This window comes from Terrabacter tumescens, assembly GCF_014646815.1.
Lineage (GTDB): Bacteria > Actinomycetota > Actinomycetes > Actinomycetales > Dermatophilaceae > Terrabacter > Terrabacter tumescens.
Window position 1 is genome coordinate 445766 of the sequence record NZ_BMNZ01000004.1, and the last position, 17073, is coordinate 462838.

At 72.6% G+C, this 17073-nt stretch carries 8 protein-coding genes; 6 read left to right on the forward strand and 2 right to left on the reverse strand.

Annotated features, from left to right (window positions below; all coding sequences use genetic code 11):
* Window positions 1–35: 35 nt before the first annotated feature.
* Window positions 36–10607: a calcium-binding protein gene (locus IEY30_RS12485; protein WP_229674973.1), complete on the forward strand. Its 10572-nt coding sequence runs from the start codon at window positions 36–38 to the stop codon at window positions 10605–10607.
* Window positions 10608–10708: 101 nt separating this feature from the next.
* On the opposite strand, the gene IEY30_RS12490 is transcribed toward IEY30_RS12485, so the two are convergent.
* Window positions 10709–11113 carry a hypothetical protein gene (locus tag IEY30_RS12490; RefSeq protein ID WP_030196529.1) on the reverse strand — a complete coding sequence of 135 codons (405 nt, stop codon included), beginning with the start codon at window positions 11111–11113 and terminating at the stop codon, window positions 10709–10711.
* 139 nt (window positions 11114–11252) lie between these two features.
* On the reverse strand, window positions 11253–11927 hold the full coding sequence (gene msrA / locus IEY30_RS12495) for a peptide-methionine (S)-S-oxide reductase MsrA (protein WP_043416642.1): 675 nt from the start codon (window positions 11925–11927) through the stop codon (window positions 11253–11255).
* Between the two features lie 182 nt (window positions 11928–12109).
* Here msrA and IEY30_RS12500 point away from each other — a divergent pair, with 182 nt between their 5' ends.
* The 5 genes from IEY30_RS12500 (at window position 12110) to IEY30_RS12520 (ending at window position 17072) form a co-directional block, all read left to right on the forward strand.
* Window positions 12110–13132: a GNAT family N-acetyltransferase gene (locus IEY30_RS12500; protein WP_052358435.1), complete on the forward strand. Its 1023-nt coding sequence runs from the start codon at window positions 12110–12112 to the stop codon at window positions 13130–13132.
* Window positions 13129–14136, forward strand: coding sequence for a GNAT family N-acetyltransferase (locus IEY30_RS12505; RefSeq protein ID WP_081920412.1), 1008 nt, complete (start codon window positions 13129–13131; stop codon window positions 14134–14136). Before IEY30_RS12500 ends, IEY30_RS12505 begins: the two co-directional genes overlap by 4 nt.
* Window positions 14137–14335: 199 nt before the next feature.
* Window positions 14336–14854 carry a hypothetical protein gene (locus IEY30_RS12510; protein ID WP_030196549.1) on the forward strand — a complete coding sequence of 173 codons (519 nt, stop codon included), beginning with the start codon at window positions 14336–14338 and terminating at the stop codon, window positions 14852–14854.
* Window positions 14855–14898: 44 nt separating this feature from the next.
* A complete protein-coding gene (locus IEY30_RS12515) occupies window positions 14899–16455 on the forward strand; it encodes a sensor histidine kinase (RefSeq protein WP_081920413.1) in 1557 nt (518 codons plus the stop codon).
* A complete protein-coding gene (locus IEY30_RS12520) occupies window positions 16452–17072 on the forward strand; it encodes a response regulator (RefSeq protein WP_030196556.1) in 621 nt (206 codons plus the stop codon). Before IEY30_RS12515 ends, IEY30_RS12520 begins: the two co-directional genes overlap by 4 nt.
* Window position 17073 lies beyond the last annotated feature (1 nt).

The following is a 17073-nucleotide window of genomic DNA, read 5'->3' on the forward strand; positions in this document are numbered from 1 at the left end:
CTCGCGCAGGGACCGAGCACACGACGCGCCTCCGCATGGGGAGAATCATGGTGCGCAAGTCGATTCGTCGTGCCCTCGGAGCAGGACTCACCTCGCTCCTCGTCGTCGTGGGAGCACTCGCCGGCCAGTCGCCCGCGTTCGCCGCCGACCCCGATCCGGGGGTTGACCGTGTCGTCGCCCTGCTGGGTGGCAGTGGCGGCTCGACGAACCTCGCCACCTGGACGTCGGGCCTTGCCGGGGTCGGTGCACTCGGCGAGCCGATCCCCTTCGTGTCGGCGAGCCCCGGCGGGCTGGCCGGCGCCGACGACCTCGTCGAGAAGGGCGTGGCGACGGCCCTCGCGGGCACGACGACCTGGGCCGACCTCGCGACGTCGGGGGAGTCGGTCTCGCTGCCCGGTGGCCGCAACGGCACTCTCGACGTGTCGGTCGACGACCTCGGCGACGGCAAGCGTGTCCACGTCAACCTCGTGGTGACGCGCACGGCGGCCCAGCAGGCGCTCGTCGTCAGCTCCGCGAGCCCCAAGGTCGAGCTCAGCTCTCCCAAGGGCGTCACGGCCACGGTCGAGGCGACCCTCTCGCTGTGGGTCGTGTGGACGGGCCCGACGACCAACCGCGTCTACCTCGCGAGCGACGTCGCACACGCGCCGCGTCTCGACGTCGACGTCACCGCACAGCTCTCCGCTGCGGCCAAGGCCGCGGTCGGCATCCTCGGTGTCACCCTGAGCAGCACCGACTTCACCGTCCGCGCGCACGCCTACGCCCGCGTCGCCGACCCGAACAACGACGGCGTGCTCGCGTTCGACGCAGCCGGGGCGGGTGACGGCGAGCTCGCCGCCGACGGCTCCCTCGCCGGACTCGTGTCGGCGAGCCTCGACCCGTCCGGCTCCCCCTCCGACCCCGGCACCCCGGGCTCCGTCAACGGGACCCTGTCGATCGCAGCGGACACGAGTGGCCTTGCGGGAGTGAGCTTCCCGACCAACGTCGCGGCGGACGTGTCCGTCGCGTGGGCGAACATCTCCACGGGCGCGCCGACCGTCACGGCGCCCACGCTGGCCGGCCTCGTCGGCAAGTTCCAGAACATGAGCCTGCGCGACCTGGCCGACGGTCTCGCGCAGGTGGCGGTCGCCCTCACGGGGATCCAGCAGGCCAAGTTCGACCCCGACGGCGCCGGCCCCCTCCCGACGACCGGCAATCTCGACCTGCCCTTCCTGCGCGGCACGGTCTCCGACGCGGTCAAGGCCAACCAGGTGCTCGTCGACTTCCTCAAGGCGAACGTCGTCCAGCAGCCCGACCCCGACCAGCCGGCACCGCCGGGCTTCGACGCGACGACCGTCGGCAACCCGACGTTCGACTCGCTCCAGGACCTCATCGCCAGGCTCAAGGCGGCGGGCATCGGCCTCGACGACCTCGCCTGGGACCCGACGACGAGCAAGCTCGCCTTCCGGATGAGGATGGTCAGGGCCGCCCCCGCGTCCGGTGTCGCCATGGACGCCGGCAGCGCGCGCACGTCGCGCCCCTCGGCGACGTATGCCGCGTCCGGCCTGACGCTCGACGACGGGTCCCAGCCGTGGCAGCTGAACCAATGGACCGGCATGCGCGTCATGGCCGGCACGTCCGCCGGGGAGATCGCGTCGAACACGAAGAACTCCCTCACCCTGTCCGGACCGTGGATCGGTGGGCAGCCTTCTGCCAGCACGCCGTTCGTCATCGTCGGACCTGAGGCGCAGCTCGGTGCCGTCACGTTCGGCGACCGGCTGACCGACCAGCCGGTCGCGGGCGGTCCTCGACGCGGCATCCTCCGGGCGAACTCCGCCCAGACCTTCGCCACCGTCAAGCCGTCGTTCGCAGCGGACCTGACGCTCGTGCTGGACCTGCAGGACGCGAGGACCGGTGACGCGTGCATCGGCTTCGAGGGCAACACCGAGGCGTGCCCGTTCGTCCAGAGCACCGGCGCGTTCAAGACGAACGTGACCTCGCTCCCGCTCGGCGCGGACCGCGTCCTCGTGCGCACGGGCAGCCCCCTGCTCACGGCCGACTTCCCGATCGACACCGCGGTGGACTTCACCGCGAACGCCGGCTTCTTCCAGGTCCGCCTCAAGGGCCACCTCGCCGTGTGCAACAGCGCCGCCCCCGCCGACTGCTCGGCGCCCGGTGCGGGCCACATGCTGTCCATCGGTCTCAAGCAGGCCGGTGACGCGCAGCACGACATCCGGCTGCGACAGCTCTTCGCGCAGCTCGTGACGTCAAGCCCGACCGGGCCGAGCAAGGCCGGCGACCTGCTCGACGTCGACGTCAACGTGCGCGCGACCGCGGACCTCGAGGCGTCCATCCCGGACGCCGACGGCTTCCTGCCCGCCGGCACCGACGTCGGTGTGTCGGCGACGTGGAACGACCTCACCCAGCTCTCCGGGGCCGACGGGCCGCAGCTCGACCTCAGCGGGCTCACCCGGATCTTCGCGCTCGACATCAAGCCGGGCTCGCAGGCCGAGCTCTTCGCCATCGTCCTCAAGACCTTGCAGACCCTGGCAGCCCAGCTCGCCGAGGCCCAGCCCGGAGGCGCCACGGGCGTCTACAGCCGGGAGATCCCGGGCACCGGGACCTCGCTGCGCGACCTCATGCAGCGGGACTCCTCGGGCGTCGGGAGCGACGTCAACTACGGCTCGAACACCCTGCAGCACGTGGGCCGCACGTTCGACAGCTCGTTCGTCGGGCGCACGGTCGTCGTCGGCACCCAGGTGGCCGTCGTCGCATCGGTCTCCGGCGACACCGTCACCCTGACCGACACGTGGGCGAGCCCGCCTGCGGACGACACGGCATACACCTTCCGGTCGCCGCTCGACGACGCCATCGACATCATGTCGGTGCACCCGCCGCAGAACATGCAGGACCTCGTCGCCTTCCTCGACCAGCGCCTCGGCACGGGGGCACTGCACTTCCGCTACCTCGACGATGCGGGAACGCCCAGCGTCGTGCTCGACCTCGACTGGAAGCGCGACTACCGGACCAACGCGCCGCTGCGCCTCGACCTCGGTGGCAGCCAGTCGCTCGTCTCGGCCGCGGCGACCGGGCAGGGCTCGGTGCACGTCAAGGGGAGTGTCGACGTCGGCCTCGTCGTGCCGCTCGCGCCGGGCACCGGCCCCGGCGACGCAGCGACCCTCAAGGTCCTCGCCGACTCCAAGGTCAGCGTGGCTGCCGCAGCCGAGTTCAACGGGCGCGTGGCCGGCACCATCGGCCCGCTCACCGTGTCGGCGGGTGACCCCGGCGGCGACGCCGCCAAGCAGGTGTCGCTCAAGGCCGACCTCAGCCTCGACCTCGCGGACACGAGTGCCACGCCGAACACCCCGGTCAGCTTCTCGACGTTCCTCTCGGGCCTCGACGTCAGCCTCAACGCGTCCAACACTCCCGTCGACTGCGGTGAGGGGCTCACGACCAAGCTCATGGTCTGCGGCACCGTCCCGCTCTACGCCATGGTCCCGGGCAGCGCGCCGGCCTCCCTCGGCTCGATCGCACTGCGGCTGCCGGACTCCACGGACCCGGCCGACCTCGCCACCCTCTCGGGCAACCTCCCGGCCCCCGACGCGGCCAAGGCCCGGTTCGAGGTGCCCGACCTGTCCGCGGCCTTTGCCAGCGCGTTCGCCGACTTCACGCAGATCGGCCCCGGCCTCGACGGCTACCTGGAGAAGATCGAGCAGGCGATGCGCCTGGCCACCTTCGACGGCAAGCTGCCCTTCGTCGGCAAGGACCTCCAGCAGGGCGCCGACTCCATCGGCTCGCTCCGGTCGCAGATCAAGAGCAGGCTCGGCAACATCCCGGCCAGCCCGGCGGAGGCGCGCACCTACGTCAACGACAAGCTCGCCGAGGCGATCACCGCTGCCGGGCTGCAGCAGACGACGCTCAAGGTCGACTTCGAGTGCAAGCTCGATCTCGAGCCGACCGGCCCCCCGACCCTCCTCGCGACACCGGCGACGGCGGGCGCGACGAAGTGGCGCTACGAGATCGTCGCGACCCAGGGCGACGGCTCCGGCACGGACGGTGACACCCTCCCGTCGGCACCGAGCCTCGAGACCTCCACCTCGTGGAGCACCCTCGGCAGCGGCAACTCCATCAAGGTCTCGTGGTCCAAGAGCGACGGCGCCGAGAAGTACAAGGTGCTGCGCAGCAAGGACGGCGCGCCCTTCGAGCTCGTCAAGGTCGTTGACAAGACCGCCGACAGCACGCAGACCTGGACCGACGACGGCAGCTCCGCGGCCACGGCCTACACTCCCGTGACCGCCAAGCCCCAGCGGTCGGACTGCCCGACGGCGAGCACCAAGGGGATCAACCTGGCCTTCACCGTCAAGGCCGGCACGGTCACCCCCGAGGACGGCTGCGTCGCCGGATCGGGATGCCTCGGCGACAACAAGAAGCTGCCGCTCGACATCGGCATCCCGGGCCTGGCCCTCAAGGCCGGTGGGGACGACGCCATCACCTACGGCCTCGGCCTCCAGCTGCACCTCAAGGCCGGCGTCAGCTCCGACAAGGGCTTCGTCATCTACACCCACGACGCCTGGCAGGACGGCGCCGCCGCACCGGAGTTCGGTCTCGGCGCCCGCTTCGACATGCCGACCTCGATGAAGGCCCAGCTCGCCTTCCTCGACATCGACGTGCAGAAGAAGAACAGCGCGCCGCTCTTCGCCGGGGCTTTCCTCGTCGACCTCACGTCGAGGGACGCGTCGGAGTCGAGCACCTCCGTGCTGACCGTCGCCGACATCGGCGACGGTGACGCCTCCGAGCTCTTCGGCATCTCCCTGACCGCCAAGATCAAGGCGGACTGGATCGTCAAGGCGTCTGCCGACTCGGTCCTGCCGGGCGTGCAGGCGAACTTCGTCCTCGGGTGGGAGTTCACCAACAAGGACCTCGAGCACCTCGGCGCTCCCACCATCGAGTTCAAGGACGTCGCCATCGATGCCGGCGGCTTCCTGTCGAACCTGCTCGGCCCGGTGCTCAAGAAGGTCAAGTCCGTGACGGGACCGCTCCAGCCGGTGCTCGACACGCTCTACGCGCCGATCCCCGTCCTGTCCGACCTCAGCCGGATGGCCGGCGGGGGCGACGTGAGCCTGATGACGCTCGCCAAGACGTTCAACACGGTGGCCGGCGGGCCGAAGCTCGACTTCGTCGACAAGATCGCGGCGCTCACGACCCTGATCAACAACCTCCCCGACTGTGGGGGCGGCGGACCGTCGTGCCTCATCCCGATCGGCAGCTTCACCGTGAGCGGGGCGAAGGCGCTCGACACGGACGTCTCGCCCACGAGCAGCCTCGAGCCGGGCACGGGCGGCTCGCTCATCGACACGGCCGCCCCGGCCAGCGAGAGCGCCGTCAAGAACGCGCTCAACGCCAAGGGTGGCAAGGGCAAGGTCTTCGGCTCCGCCGGTGACGAGGGCTCGGCCAACAAGTCCGGCTTCACGTTCCCCATCCTCGACAACCCGTCGTCGGTCTTCAGCCTGCTCATGGGCAGCGACGTCTCGCTCGTCGAGTTCGACAGTGGCCCGCTGACGCTCGGCTTCACGTGGCGTCAGTCCTTCGGGCCGGTGTACGCGCCGCCGCCCGTCATGGTGACCCTGTCCGGCTCCGCGTCGGTGACCCTGCGCTTCATGGCGGGTCTCGACACCGCCGGCATCAGGTATGCCGTGGAGGCAGCCCAGAAGGGCACGTCCGTCGACGCCGTGAAGCTCCTCGACGGCCTGTACTTCAAGACGACGGACTCCGCGGGGCGTCCCGTGCCGGTCGTGCAGCTCGACGGCGAGATCGCCGCAGGGGCAGCCGTCACCGCCGTCATCATCACGGTCGGCATCGAGGGTGGTCTGCACCTGACGATCGGGTTCCACTGGAACGACCCGAACAACGACGGGAAGTTCCGCGTCAGCGAGTTCCTCCAGACCGCGGTCAACAACCCGTTGTGCCTCTTCACGACGACCGGACGGCTCAGCCTCTTCCTGCGCCTCTACGTCACCCTCGGCTTCTCGCCGTTCAGCGTGTCCTTCTCGATCAACCTCGCGGACATCACGCTGCTCGACTTCACGGCGAAACCGAACTGCACCCCACCACCACCACGACTCGGGGGGACGACCGGCGACACCCTCGTCGTCTTCGCGGGCCACTTCGGCACCGACGCAGCGCGCGGAAACCCCTGGGGCAACACGGCTGACACCGAGTCGGACGTCGTCAAGGTGACCGCCCTGCGCTTCGCCCAGAAGCCGGGTGACGACGCGGGCACGAACCCCGACTTCGACGGCTTCGCCGTGCAGATGCTCGGCGAGCGACGCGAGTACCTCGACCCCGGCCTCAAGCGGGTCGTCGTCGACGGCCGCGGCTCGTCGACGCCGCTCGTCGTCAGCTTCGTCGGTGACGGGAAGAAGGACTCCGACCCGTCGTCGACGACGAGCGCGGCCGACCTCTCGACGTTCGACAAGGACGCCGTGGTCTTCGGCACGCCCGGCAAGGACCAGATCCAGACCGGCACGGGCAGCTCCTGGGTCGACGGCGGCGCCGGCGACGACCGCATCGTGACGGCTGACGCCGTGGGCAAGGTCGCCCGGGTGGCCGGCGGTGAGGGCGACGACGCCATCACGACCGGTCAGGGCGACGACTACGTGTCGGGTGACGGTCGCCTGTCGAGCGACGGCAGCCTCCCGGCGACCAGGGCCGTCACCGCGGCGCTCAACGACGTCGACGTCGCGAACTCCTCACCGAAGATCACGTCGGTGAGCCTCGGCGACGTCGTCGACTGGAGCACGCTCGACGTCGACCCGACCACCACCGACCCGGCAACGGGCGGCCTCGACGTCATCAGCGTCGGCCTCGGCCGCAACCGCGTCAACGCAGGCCCGGGCGACGACAAGGTCGGCGTCGCTGCCGACCGACCCGGCACCACGGGGACGACGATCCACTCGAAGGGCAACACGATCATCGGCGGACGGGGGAGCGACTCCCTGACCGGTGGCGCCGGCCCAGACACGATCTTCGCCTCGACCGAGCAGACCTTCGGCGTCGACGCGGCCGGTCCTGCCGACACGCTCACGACCCCGTCGGGTCAGCCGACGATCCCCAACATCATCGAGACGGGCTCGGGCGACGACGTCGTCTACGGCAGCCGCGAGCAGGACGTCGTCACGAGCCACTCGGCTCCGTCCGAGAAGGCGCGCCTCCTCGGCGGCGGCGGCGAGGACGCCCTCGTCGGCGGCTACGGTGCCGACGCCGTGTACGGCGGTCCCGACGACGACTACGTCGTGGCCGAGCCGAGCAAGGTCGGTGGGCTGAGGTCCACGGGGACGATCGAGGGCGTGACCTTCGGGCACACCCGTGACGTCGAGCACCTGCCGCTGCCCGCGGGCGCGGCCCCATCGCCCAAGACGCTCGTCGGCGGCCGCGGCAGCGACCACGTCATCGGCGGGGACGGCCCGTCCACGATCTTCGGTGACACGCTGCGCGACGCGGCGACCGCGACGGCCGCCGCCGACGAGACCTGTCGCGCAGGCTCGCCCGTCGCCTCCGACCCGGTGCCCGAGGGCACCTCGGGCGGCAGCGACCCGAGCACCGACGACGGTCCGGACCTCATCACCGGTGGTGCCGGCGTCGACACGATCTCCGCAGGCGGCGCAGCCGACCGCGTGGACGCCCGTGGCGGCGACGACCTCGTCTGCGGCCAGCAGGGTGACGACGTCCTCTTCGGCGGCGACGGCGCCGACTCGGCCTGGGGCGGCACCGGCAAGGACCGTGGCTACGGCGGTGCCGGTCTCGACCGGCTCTTCGGCAACACCGGTGCCGACGTCCTCTACGGCCAGGACGCCGCGGACGTCATCGAGGGCAACGACGGAGCGGACTGGGCCAGCGGCGGCGAGGGGAACGACCTCGTCTACGGCGGCACCCGCGCCTCGGGCCGCACCGACACGGACCCGGCCGACGCCGGCGACGTGCTCTCCGGCGACACCGGCGACGACATCCTCATCGGCGACAACGGCACCGTCGACGACCCGTCGACGTCCGCCGACGCGGCAGCGATCCCGTTCGACCTCGCGGGGACGCCTGTCACCGCGGGCCGCGGCGACCAGCTCTTCGGCGGCGCGGGCGACGACACGGCATACGGCGGCCTCGGGGACGACCGTGTCAACGGCGGGGACGACGCCGACCACCTCGAGGGCAACAACGGCTCGGACACCGTCCACGGTGACCGCGGCGAGGACGAGGTCGTCGGTGGCTCGTTCCAGCAGGCGAGCCCGGGCATCGGCCGCCCGGACGCCGGTGACGTGCTCTACGGCGACGCCGGCCCCGACCTCATCGCCGGCGACAACGCCGTCGTGACGTCAGGCGTCAGCGCGGCGGACTCGGCGCCCATCACGCGCATGCGCGGCTTCGCGGCCACGCACCGCATCGTCCTGCTCGACCTGGGTGCCACCCCGACCGCTGCCAACTCGGGGGCGGACCAGGTCTTCGGCGGCGACGACCAGGACCTCGTGCTCGGCCAGAGCGGCACCGACCGCCTCAAGGGCGACGCGGGCGACGACTACGTCGAGGGCGGCCCGGACGTCGACTGGGTCGAGGGCGACCTCGGCGACGACGACCTCGTCGGCGGCAGCTCCACCCCCTCGGGCGTGACCGGTGCGAGCGTCGGAGCGGCCACCACCGGCCAGCCCGACACCGACGACGCCGTCTTCGGCGGCCCCGGTGACGACGTCCTGCTCGGCGACAACGGGCAGGTCCTGAGGCCCGTCGCAGGCCAGGCTCCCTCGTCCGTCACCGTCCGTCTCGGCAGCACGCCGGGCACGGCCATGGCGCCCCGCGTCATCGAGCCGTGGGACCGCGGGACCGACCTGCTGGCAACCCCGTCCGCGAGCCTCTACGGCTTCGACCGGCTCTCCGGCGGCGACGGGGTCGACGTGCTCGAGGGCCAGGACGGCAACGACGCCGTGACCGGCGACGCCGGCGCGGACCACCTGCAGGGCAACGGCGGCGCCGACCTGCTCTTCGGTGACCTGCCGTTCGGACAGGCCTCGGGCCACGGCACCACGGTCCCGGACGTCACGGCCGCCTGGCCGGGCTCGGCGAGCCCGACCGCGCTGCTGCGCGGCACGAGCTCGACGCCCGGACAGGACGACATCATCGGCGGCACCCCGGCTCCGGGCTTCCGCGACGGCGCCGACGTCATCGAGGGCGACGGCGGCGACGACGTCGTGCTCGGCGACAACGGGTCGCTCCTGCGCACCCTGCAGGGCGGCAGCGGCACGCAGACCGAGAGGGTCTACACCGACCGCTACCCCGACGGGGCCGTGCCGTCAGACGCGACGACGTCGCGCACCCACGACCCGGCTCTGCCCGGGCCGAGCACCCGCTTCTGCACCACGGCGCAGGCGACGTGCGAGGTGGCCGGTGCCTTCGGCGCCGACGTCATCTGGGGTGACGACGGCAACGACGGCATCTGGGGCCAGGACGGCAACGACGTCATCTCCGGCGGCTACGGCGACGACGACCTCTACGGCGAGCTCGGCGACGACCGCATCAGCGGCGACAGCGGCCGCGACGCGATCGTCGGCGACCGCGGCGGCGTCGTGAACCAGCTCCTGAGCGCGGGGGACAGCCCGGCCCAGGCCTCGGTGACGCTCAACAGCCCGCCCAAGGAGACGTTCACGGCCTTCGCACGGGGAGCGTACGACCGACGGGTCGACCTGCTCCACGACGTGGACGGCGACCAATGGGTCGGCGCCTCGACCGCAGCAGCCATGCTGCACAACGGCATGGACGAGGGCGGTCGCGACCTCATCCGTGGCGGCTCGGGCAACGACGCCATCCACGCCGGCTACGGCGACGACGTCGTGGGCGGCGACAGCGGCGGCGACGACGTCTTCGGCGGCGACGGGGAGGACGTCCTCTGGGGCGGCCAGGGCTGCGACGCCGTCCTCGACGCCGCGACGCCCGACTGCCTCGTGGGCGGTGTCTTCACGCCGAGCTCGCGGGGGACCGACGACCGGTTCGTCGACCACCTCTTCGGCGGCGCGGGCGAGTCGGACGCGGCGAAGCAGGACGTGCTCGGTTCGGACCTGCTCGACGTGCGGCCGCGGGGCACCTACGCCCCGGGCAGCGGCTGCACGCTGGGCGACTGGCCGCTGACGTCCGGCGCGAAGAAGGCGACGACCACCGTCGACCCGTGCCTGTGGTTCGAGATGACGGGCCTGGCAGACGCCGACCCGGCCAACGACAACCACCACCAGGGCACCGACTGGATCTACGGCGGCTGGGACCGCGACGTGCTCCAGGGCGACGTCACGGCCAACGGGCCCAACGCGGGCGACCGGCTCATCGACTGGAACGGCGCCTACAACCTGTTCACGCACTGCAACGCGGCCTACGGCGGCTTCAACGACGTGCGCGGCCACTCGCCGGCCATGCAGGGCTGGCTGCAGCAGCTGGCCTGGTCCTCGAGCGCCGGCCGTCCCGGCACCGACGTGACGACCGCGGGGACCTCGGCCTTCCGCGAGCTCGCCATGGTCTACCCGGGGCAGAACGAGCACGGGGCGGGGCAGGCCTACCCGGGCACGCCGGGCCACTTCGACGAGACGGCCTGCACGCCCTGACACCGCCCTGACACAGCGGGGACACAGCGGGGACGCATCGGGACGCACGGACGCCCCCACCCGAGCCGGGTGGGGGCGTCCGTGTCTCGCGACTCGGGGTCTCAGGCGCCGGGCTCGGGGGAGCCTCTCTCCCGGCGGACCTGCTTGGCGCGGTACTCGTCGCGAGCGAGCCGCACGGCATACCACGTGAACAGTCCTCCCATCGCGACGAGGACCAGCCCACCCCACTGGGGACCGTCGCCCCGGGACATGGGGACGACGAACATCCCCACCACGGCCAGCAGGGAGAGCAGAGCCATCGTGACCGCGAGGACGGCCATGCCCCACCACGTCCTGACCTGGGCCTGACCGCGACCGGGGGTGAAGCCGATCTCGTCCGCGGGGTAGCTGTGCAGCTCGCCGGTCGTGGTCCTGCGCAGCACCCGCTTCTCGCCGCGGGCCACCGCCTCGTCGTGCGCGGCGGTCACGGCTTCGTCCTGCTTCAGCCGTTGCAGCTCGTTGCTCATGCGGGGGCTCCTGGGTCGGGGTTCGTGGGGGGAGGTGGGCTGACCGTCGACGCGAGGCCGCGGCGGCGGGTTCCCCGTCGTGACGCACGGACGCGCCCACCCGGTCGGGGTGGGCGCGTCCGTGTCGCGGTGACGGGGGTCAGGCGGGCGGCGCGATGTCCTGCTGCGCGGGCAGCTGGTCCTGGCGCACGATCCCGACGGGGCACGTCATGCCGTTGGGCCCGTGGTTGCAGTAACCGCCGGGGTTCTTGTGCAGGTAGCCCTGGTGGTAGTCCTCGGCGAGGTGGAACGGGCCGGCGTCGTCGGCGGAGCGGATCTCGGTCGAGATCTGTCCGTAGCCGTTGTCGTCCAGCACCTTCTGGAACGCCTCCTTGGTGGCCTCGGCCGCGAGCCGCTGCCCCTCGGTCGTCCAGTAGATCGCCGAGCGGTAGGCGGTGCCGATGTCGTTGCCCTGCCGGTTCGCCGTCGTCGGGTCGTGGTTCTCCCAGAACGCCTTGAGCAGCAGCTCGGCGCTCGTCCGGGTGGGGTCGTAGACGACGCGGACCGTCTCGGCGTGCCCGGTGCGGCCGGTGCACGTCTCCTCGTAGGTCGGGTTGGGCGTGTAGCCGCCCATGTAGCCCGCCGCGGTCGAGACGACCCCGTCCTGCTTCCAGAAGATCCGCTCGACCCCCCAGAAGCACCCCATCGCGACGTAGAGCACCTCGGAGCCGTCGGGCCACGGGCCGTCGATCGGGGTGCCGAGCACGACGTGGGTGGGGTTCACGGCGAACGGTCGTTCCGCGCGGCCGGGGAGGGCCTCGTCGCGGCTGGGCATCTGGGACTTCCTACCGAATCCGAACACCATGCCAGTGTCACATCCTTGCTGCCGGGAGCGTCTTACGTCCCTGTAACGTCCGCGCCCGCCCGCGTATGCCTGACCGCTGGCGTATGCCGTGTGGCGGCGGTCCCGGACAAATCGCTCGCCTCCGCGGTGGCCGGGCCGACAGACTCTGGCCCGTGAACGACGACTTCGAGATCAGGCCCCTCGACCTGCTGGACCCGAGCCGGGAGCCGGCGGCCCGGGACTGGATCGGGGTGCACGCAGCGGCCCAGCGCGACATCTTCGGCGAGCGAGGAAGCGTGTGGACGCTCGAGGAGGTCCAGGGCTTCGTCCGCGGGGCCGACAAGAAGCGAGTGGCCCGGGCCGCGTGGTCCGACGGCCAGGTGGTCGGGGCGCTCGAGGTGCACCTGCCGCTGCGGGACAACCAGCACGCCGCGATGCTCTGGCTCTCGGTGCTGCCGTCGGCACGCGGCCGTGGTGTCGGGTCCGGTCTGCTCGCGGAGGCGGAGCGTCTGGCTGCGGAGCACGAGCGCTCGACCCTCATGGCCGAGACCGAGTGGGTGCAGGGGGGCCGCGACGTGGCGGAGGACTTCGCGACGAGGCACGGCTTCGTCGTGGCCCAGACGGTGCTCCGCAGCGAGCAGGCACTCCCGGCCGACCGGGCGACGCTGCGTGGGGCGGTCGAGGGTCCGGGCGCCGAGGACTACGCCTTCGAGAGCTTCGTCGACGAGATGCCGGAGGCCTGGCTCGACGACCGGGCCGTGCTGCAGCAGCGGATGAGCACCGACGCACCGGCCGACGACCTCCACGTCACCGAGGAGGACTGGGACGCGGACCGGCTGCGTGCGAGCAACGCGCGAGCCGCGGCATCCGGCCGTCGGGTCATCGAGACCGTCGCCCGGCACATGCCGTCCGGCCGCCTCGTCGGCTTCACGACCGTGTCGGTGTCGGCCGGTGAGCCGGAGCTGGCCTACCAGCAGGACACGCTCGTGCTGACGGAGCACCGGGGACACGGCCTCGGGCTGCGCCTCAAGGCGGCGAACGCCCTGCGGCTCATGGACGAGCTGCCCGAGGTCACAGCGGTGCGCACCTGGAACGCCGCCTCCAACGAGCACATGCTCGCAGTGAACCGGCAGCTCGGCTACACCGTCGACGGCTACAGCCGGGAGTGGCAGAAGGTCACGGAGGCAGGCGAATGAGCATGCAGGTCAAGGAGATCGAGCTCGCCGTCGGCGACCCGGCGAGTGAGGCATGGCTCGAGGTGCACCACGCGGCGAACCGCGCCGTGTGGGGCGAGGGCACCTCGCGCACGTCCATCGAGGAGATCCTCGACATCGCGCCGCGCCGGCACGAGGTGCGGCGCACCTTCGTCGTCCTGCAGCCCGGTGCTCACGGTGCCGAGGGTCCCGTCGCGGCCGCCCAGACCATCCGGCGCACCCGCGAGAACGTCGACACGGCGGGCGTGTGGCTCTCGGTGCACCCGGACCACCAGCGGCAGGGAATCGGCTCGCTGCTGCTCGCCCGGTGCGAGCAGTCGCTGCGTGACGACGGGTGCACCCGCATCCACGAGCACAGCGGCGCACCGGTCGAGCAGGGCGATGCCGCAACGGGATTCGCGAGGGCGAGCGGCTACCGGCAGACCCTGCTCGACCTCCGCCAGGACCTCGCGCTGCCTGTCGACGACGCGGCACTGACCGCGCTCGACCCGGGCCCCGACGACACGGCATACGTCATCGAGACCGCCGTGGACGCGCTCCCGGAGGAGTGGCTGGAGGACCGCGCGGTGCTGGCCCGGCGCATGAGCACCGACGCACCGTCGGGTGACATCGACCTCGACGAGGAGGACTGGGACGCCGAGCGGGTCAGGCAGCAGTGGAACACGCCCAGCCCGATCTGGGCGCTCGAGTCCGTCGCCCGGCACGTCCCGACGGGGCGGCTCGTCGCCTTCACCGACCTGCTCGTCCGGCCCGGCCAGCCCGACCTCGCCATCCAGTCCGACACGCTCGTGCTGCGCGAGCACCGGGGCCACGCGCTCGGCCTCGCGGTCAAGCTCGCGAACCTGCGCGCCCTGCAGCGAGAGCGCCCCGACGTCAGGACCGTCCGCACGTGGAACGCCGACACGAACACCCACATGGTCGCCATCAACGAGCGCATCGGCTTCGTCGTCACCGGGTGGACGCGCGAGTGGGCCAAGGAGCTCTGAGTGGGCTCTGAGTGGGCTCTGATTGGGCTCTGAGTGGGCTGGCGGGGGTGGCGTCGCGGTGAACCGTCGGCGCCGCCGGGACGTCATGGGGGACAGGTACTAGGACCAAAGCCCGATGGTGCCTGCCCGTCCCGAGGCCGCACGGTGGACCCACAGCACCCGCTGACCCGCCCACCTCACCGTGAAAGGTCCCACCCTCATGAGACGCCTCACCATCGCCGCCGCAGCGGTCGCCGCCCTCGTGCCGGCCACCCTCGGCCTCGTCGGCAACAGCTCCTTCGCCCAGAGCGTCCCGGCCCGCGTGCCGGCCTCCGCCCAGGTCGTCCCCGAGTCCGGTGACGACAACCCCCACACGGGCACGCCGGTGGCCACGCCCATGCCCAGCCGCACCACCGAGGTCGGTGACGACCACGGCGGTGACCGTCCCCGCGCCTCGCGCACCGAGGCCGGTGACGACCACGGCGGCGACCGACCGCGCGACTCGCGGACCGAGGCCGGTGACGACCACGGTGGCCGGGTGGCCTCGGGGTCGTCGTCGGGCTCGTCGGGCTCGTCGGGCTCGTCGGGCTCGGGATCGTCCGGCTCCGGGTCGTCGCGCTCGGGGGGCGACGACTCGGCGTCGAGGCACTCAGGCTCCGACGACTCCGGCTCGCACCGTTCGGGCTCGCACTCGTCGGGTGGCCACGGCTCCGACGACTCGGGTGGTGACGACCACTGACCAGCCGGCGCCCCGACCGCACAGGCACCACGGACACGGTCCCGATGCCTGTGGCGGCGGCGCGCTCCGGGGAGCCCCAGTCCCCGGAGACGCCGCGCGCCGTCGGCGGGCGTGACCACCACGACCACCCTGACCTCCCCCCGTGGTGGACGCTCGCCGACGGCGTCACGCCGGCGCCCGTCCGACCGCTGCCCAGCCGGCGGCGCATGGTCGTGCAGCTGGCGATCGCGGCGCTGGCCGTGTTCGTCGCCGTCGTCGTGGGCGCGTCGTTCGCGGCGAGCCGCCTCGCCGAGCGCGAGGCCGTCAACGACGCCGCCCACACGACGAACCTGCTCGCGCTCGCAGTGGTCCAGCCCGTCCTGCAGGACGCCCTGCTCACCGGCGATGCCGCGGCCTACGACGCGCTCGACCAGGTGGTGCGCGAGCGGGTGCTGCCCAACGGCATCGTCCGGGTCAAGCTGTGGGCGCCCGACGGTCGCATCGTCTACGCCGACGAGACCCGGCTCGTCGGCCAGCGGTTCGCGCTCGGGGACGACCAGCGGGCGACGCTCGCCCAGCCCCAGACCCGCGCAGAGGTGTCCGACCTCAACCGCTCGGAGAACGAGTTCGAGCGCTACGGCGGCAAGCTGCTCGAGGTCTACCGTCCCGTATGGACCCCGTCGGGGGCCGAGCTGCTCTTCGAGGTCTACGGCGACTACGAGCCCGTGAGCGCGCGGGCCTTCGACCTCTGGCGCGGCCTCGCCGGGGTGCTCGCGAGCAGTCTGCTGCTCCTGCTCGTCCTCATGGCCCCGATCATCTGGCGCCTGCTCGACCGGCTCGGCGCCGCCCAGGCGCAGCGCGAGTCGGTGCTGCGGGCCTCCGTCGAGGCGTCGGCCCGCGAGCGGCGGCGGATCGCCGCGGACCTGCACGACGGGCCGGTCCAGGACCTCGTCGCGAGCTCCCTCGCCGTCAGCGGCGCCGCCGAGTCGGCCCGGTCGGACGGGCGCCCACGTCTCGCCGCGACGATCACGGAGGCGGCCTCGACCGTGCGCGCCAGCGTCGCGAGCCTGCGCTCGCTCCTCGTCGACCTCTACCCGGAGCGGCTCGCCGACGCCGGGCTCGCCGCGGCCGTCGCCGATCTCGCCCGGCCCCTCGCGGGCCGCGGCATCGACGTGGTGGTCGACGTCGACGAGGCCCAGGCCGGGCGGCTCGGGGAGGCCGCCCAGCAGGTGGCGCACCGAGTGACCCGCGAGTGCCTGCGCAACGTCGTGCGCCACGCGGAGGCGCGGCACGTCGTCATCCGGCTCTCGGCCACTGACGCCAGTGACGCCGCCGACGCTGCCGTCGCTGGCGGCGCCGCTCACGTCACGGGCGCCGCTGGCGCCACGGGTGTCGTGGACCCGGCCGACGAGCCCGTCGACCCGAGCCGCCCCGTCGTGCTGACCGTCACGGACGACGGCGTGGGCCTGGACCCTGCGCGCCTGCCGCAGGTCGAGGGACACTTCGGCGTACGCGTGCTGGCGGACCTCGCGACCGACGTCGGGGCCGTCCTGCGGGTCCGGTCGGCGCCGGGGCGCGGCACGCAGTGGCAGCTGGCACTACCCGTGGAGGGGGACCGATGACGACCGTCGTCGTCGTGGACGACCACCGGCTCGTGCGTGCCGGGCTGCGCACCATCATCGACGCGAGCAGCGACCTCCGCGTCGTCGGAGAGGCGGGCGACGGCGCAGAGGCCGTGGCGGTCGTCGGTGAGGTCGCTCCCGACGTCGTCCTCATGGACCTCTCGATGCCCGGCGTCGACGGCATCGAGGCGATCCGACGGCTCCGGGCCACCGGCGCCACGCCACCGGTCGTGGTGCTCACGTCCTTCGCCGAGGCCGATCGGGTGCGCGACGCCGTCGAGGCCGGCGCGATCGGCTACCTGCTCAAGGACAGCGAGCCCGGTGACGTCCTCGACGCCGTCCGTGCCGCAGCGGCCGGGCACGCGCCGCTCGACCCCCGCGTCGCGCGGGCCCTGCTGCCGTCGGCCGAACGGCGCCCGTCCGGCCCGGCGCTCAGCGACCGTGAGCGCGAGGTGCTCGCCCACGTCGCGCGCGGTCAGGCGAACAAGCAGATCGCGCGTGCCCTCGGCATCAGCGAGCGCACCGTCAAGGTGCACCTCGGCAACGTCTTCCGCCAGCTCGGGGTCGGCGACCGCACCTCGGCCGCGCTGTGGGCGCGCGACCACGGGATCGACTGAG

What these genes read in the sequence shown, in the direction of transcription:
- IEY30_RS12485 (WP_229674973.1), top strand. Translation starts at nt 36, where the DNA reads ATGGGGAGAATCATGGTGCGCAAGTCGATTCGTCGTGCCCTCGGAGCA.
- IEY30_RS12490 (WP_030196529.1), bottom strand. Translation starts at nt 11,113, where the DNA reads ATGAGCAACGAGCTGCAACGGCTGAAGCAGGACGAAGCCGTGACCGCC.
- msrA (WP_043416642.1), bottom strand. Translation starts at nt 11,927, where the DNA reads ATGCCCAGCCGCGACGAGGCCCTCCCCGGCCGCGCGGAACGACCGTTC.
- IEY30_RS12505 (WP_081920412.1), top strand. Translation starts at nt 13,129, where the DNA reads ATGAGCATGCAGGTCAAGGAGATCGAGCTCGCCGTCGGCGACCCGGCG.
- IEY30_RS12510 (WP_030196549.1), top strand. Translation starts at nt 14,336, where the DNA reads ATGAGACGCCTCACCATCGCCGCCGCAGCGGTCGCCGCCCTCGTGCCG.
- IEY30_RS12515 (WP_081920413.1), top strand. Translation starts at nt 14,899, where the DNA reads ATGCCTGTGGCGGCGGCGCGCTCCGGGGAGCCCCAGTCCCCGGAGACG.
- IEY30_RS12520 (WP_030196556.1), top strand. Translation starts at nt 16,452, where the DNA reads ATGACGACCGTCGTCGTCGTGGACGACCACCGGCTCGTGCGTGCCGGG.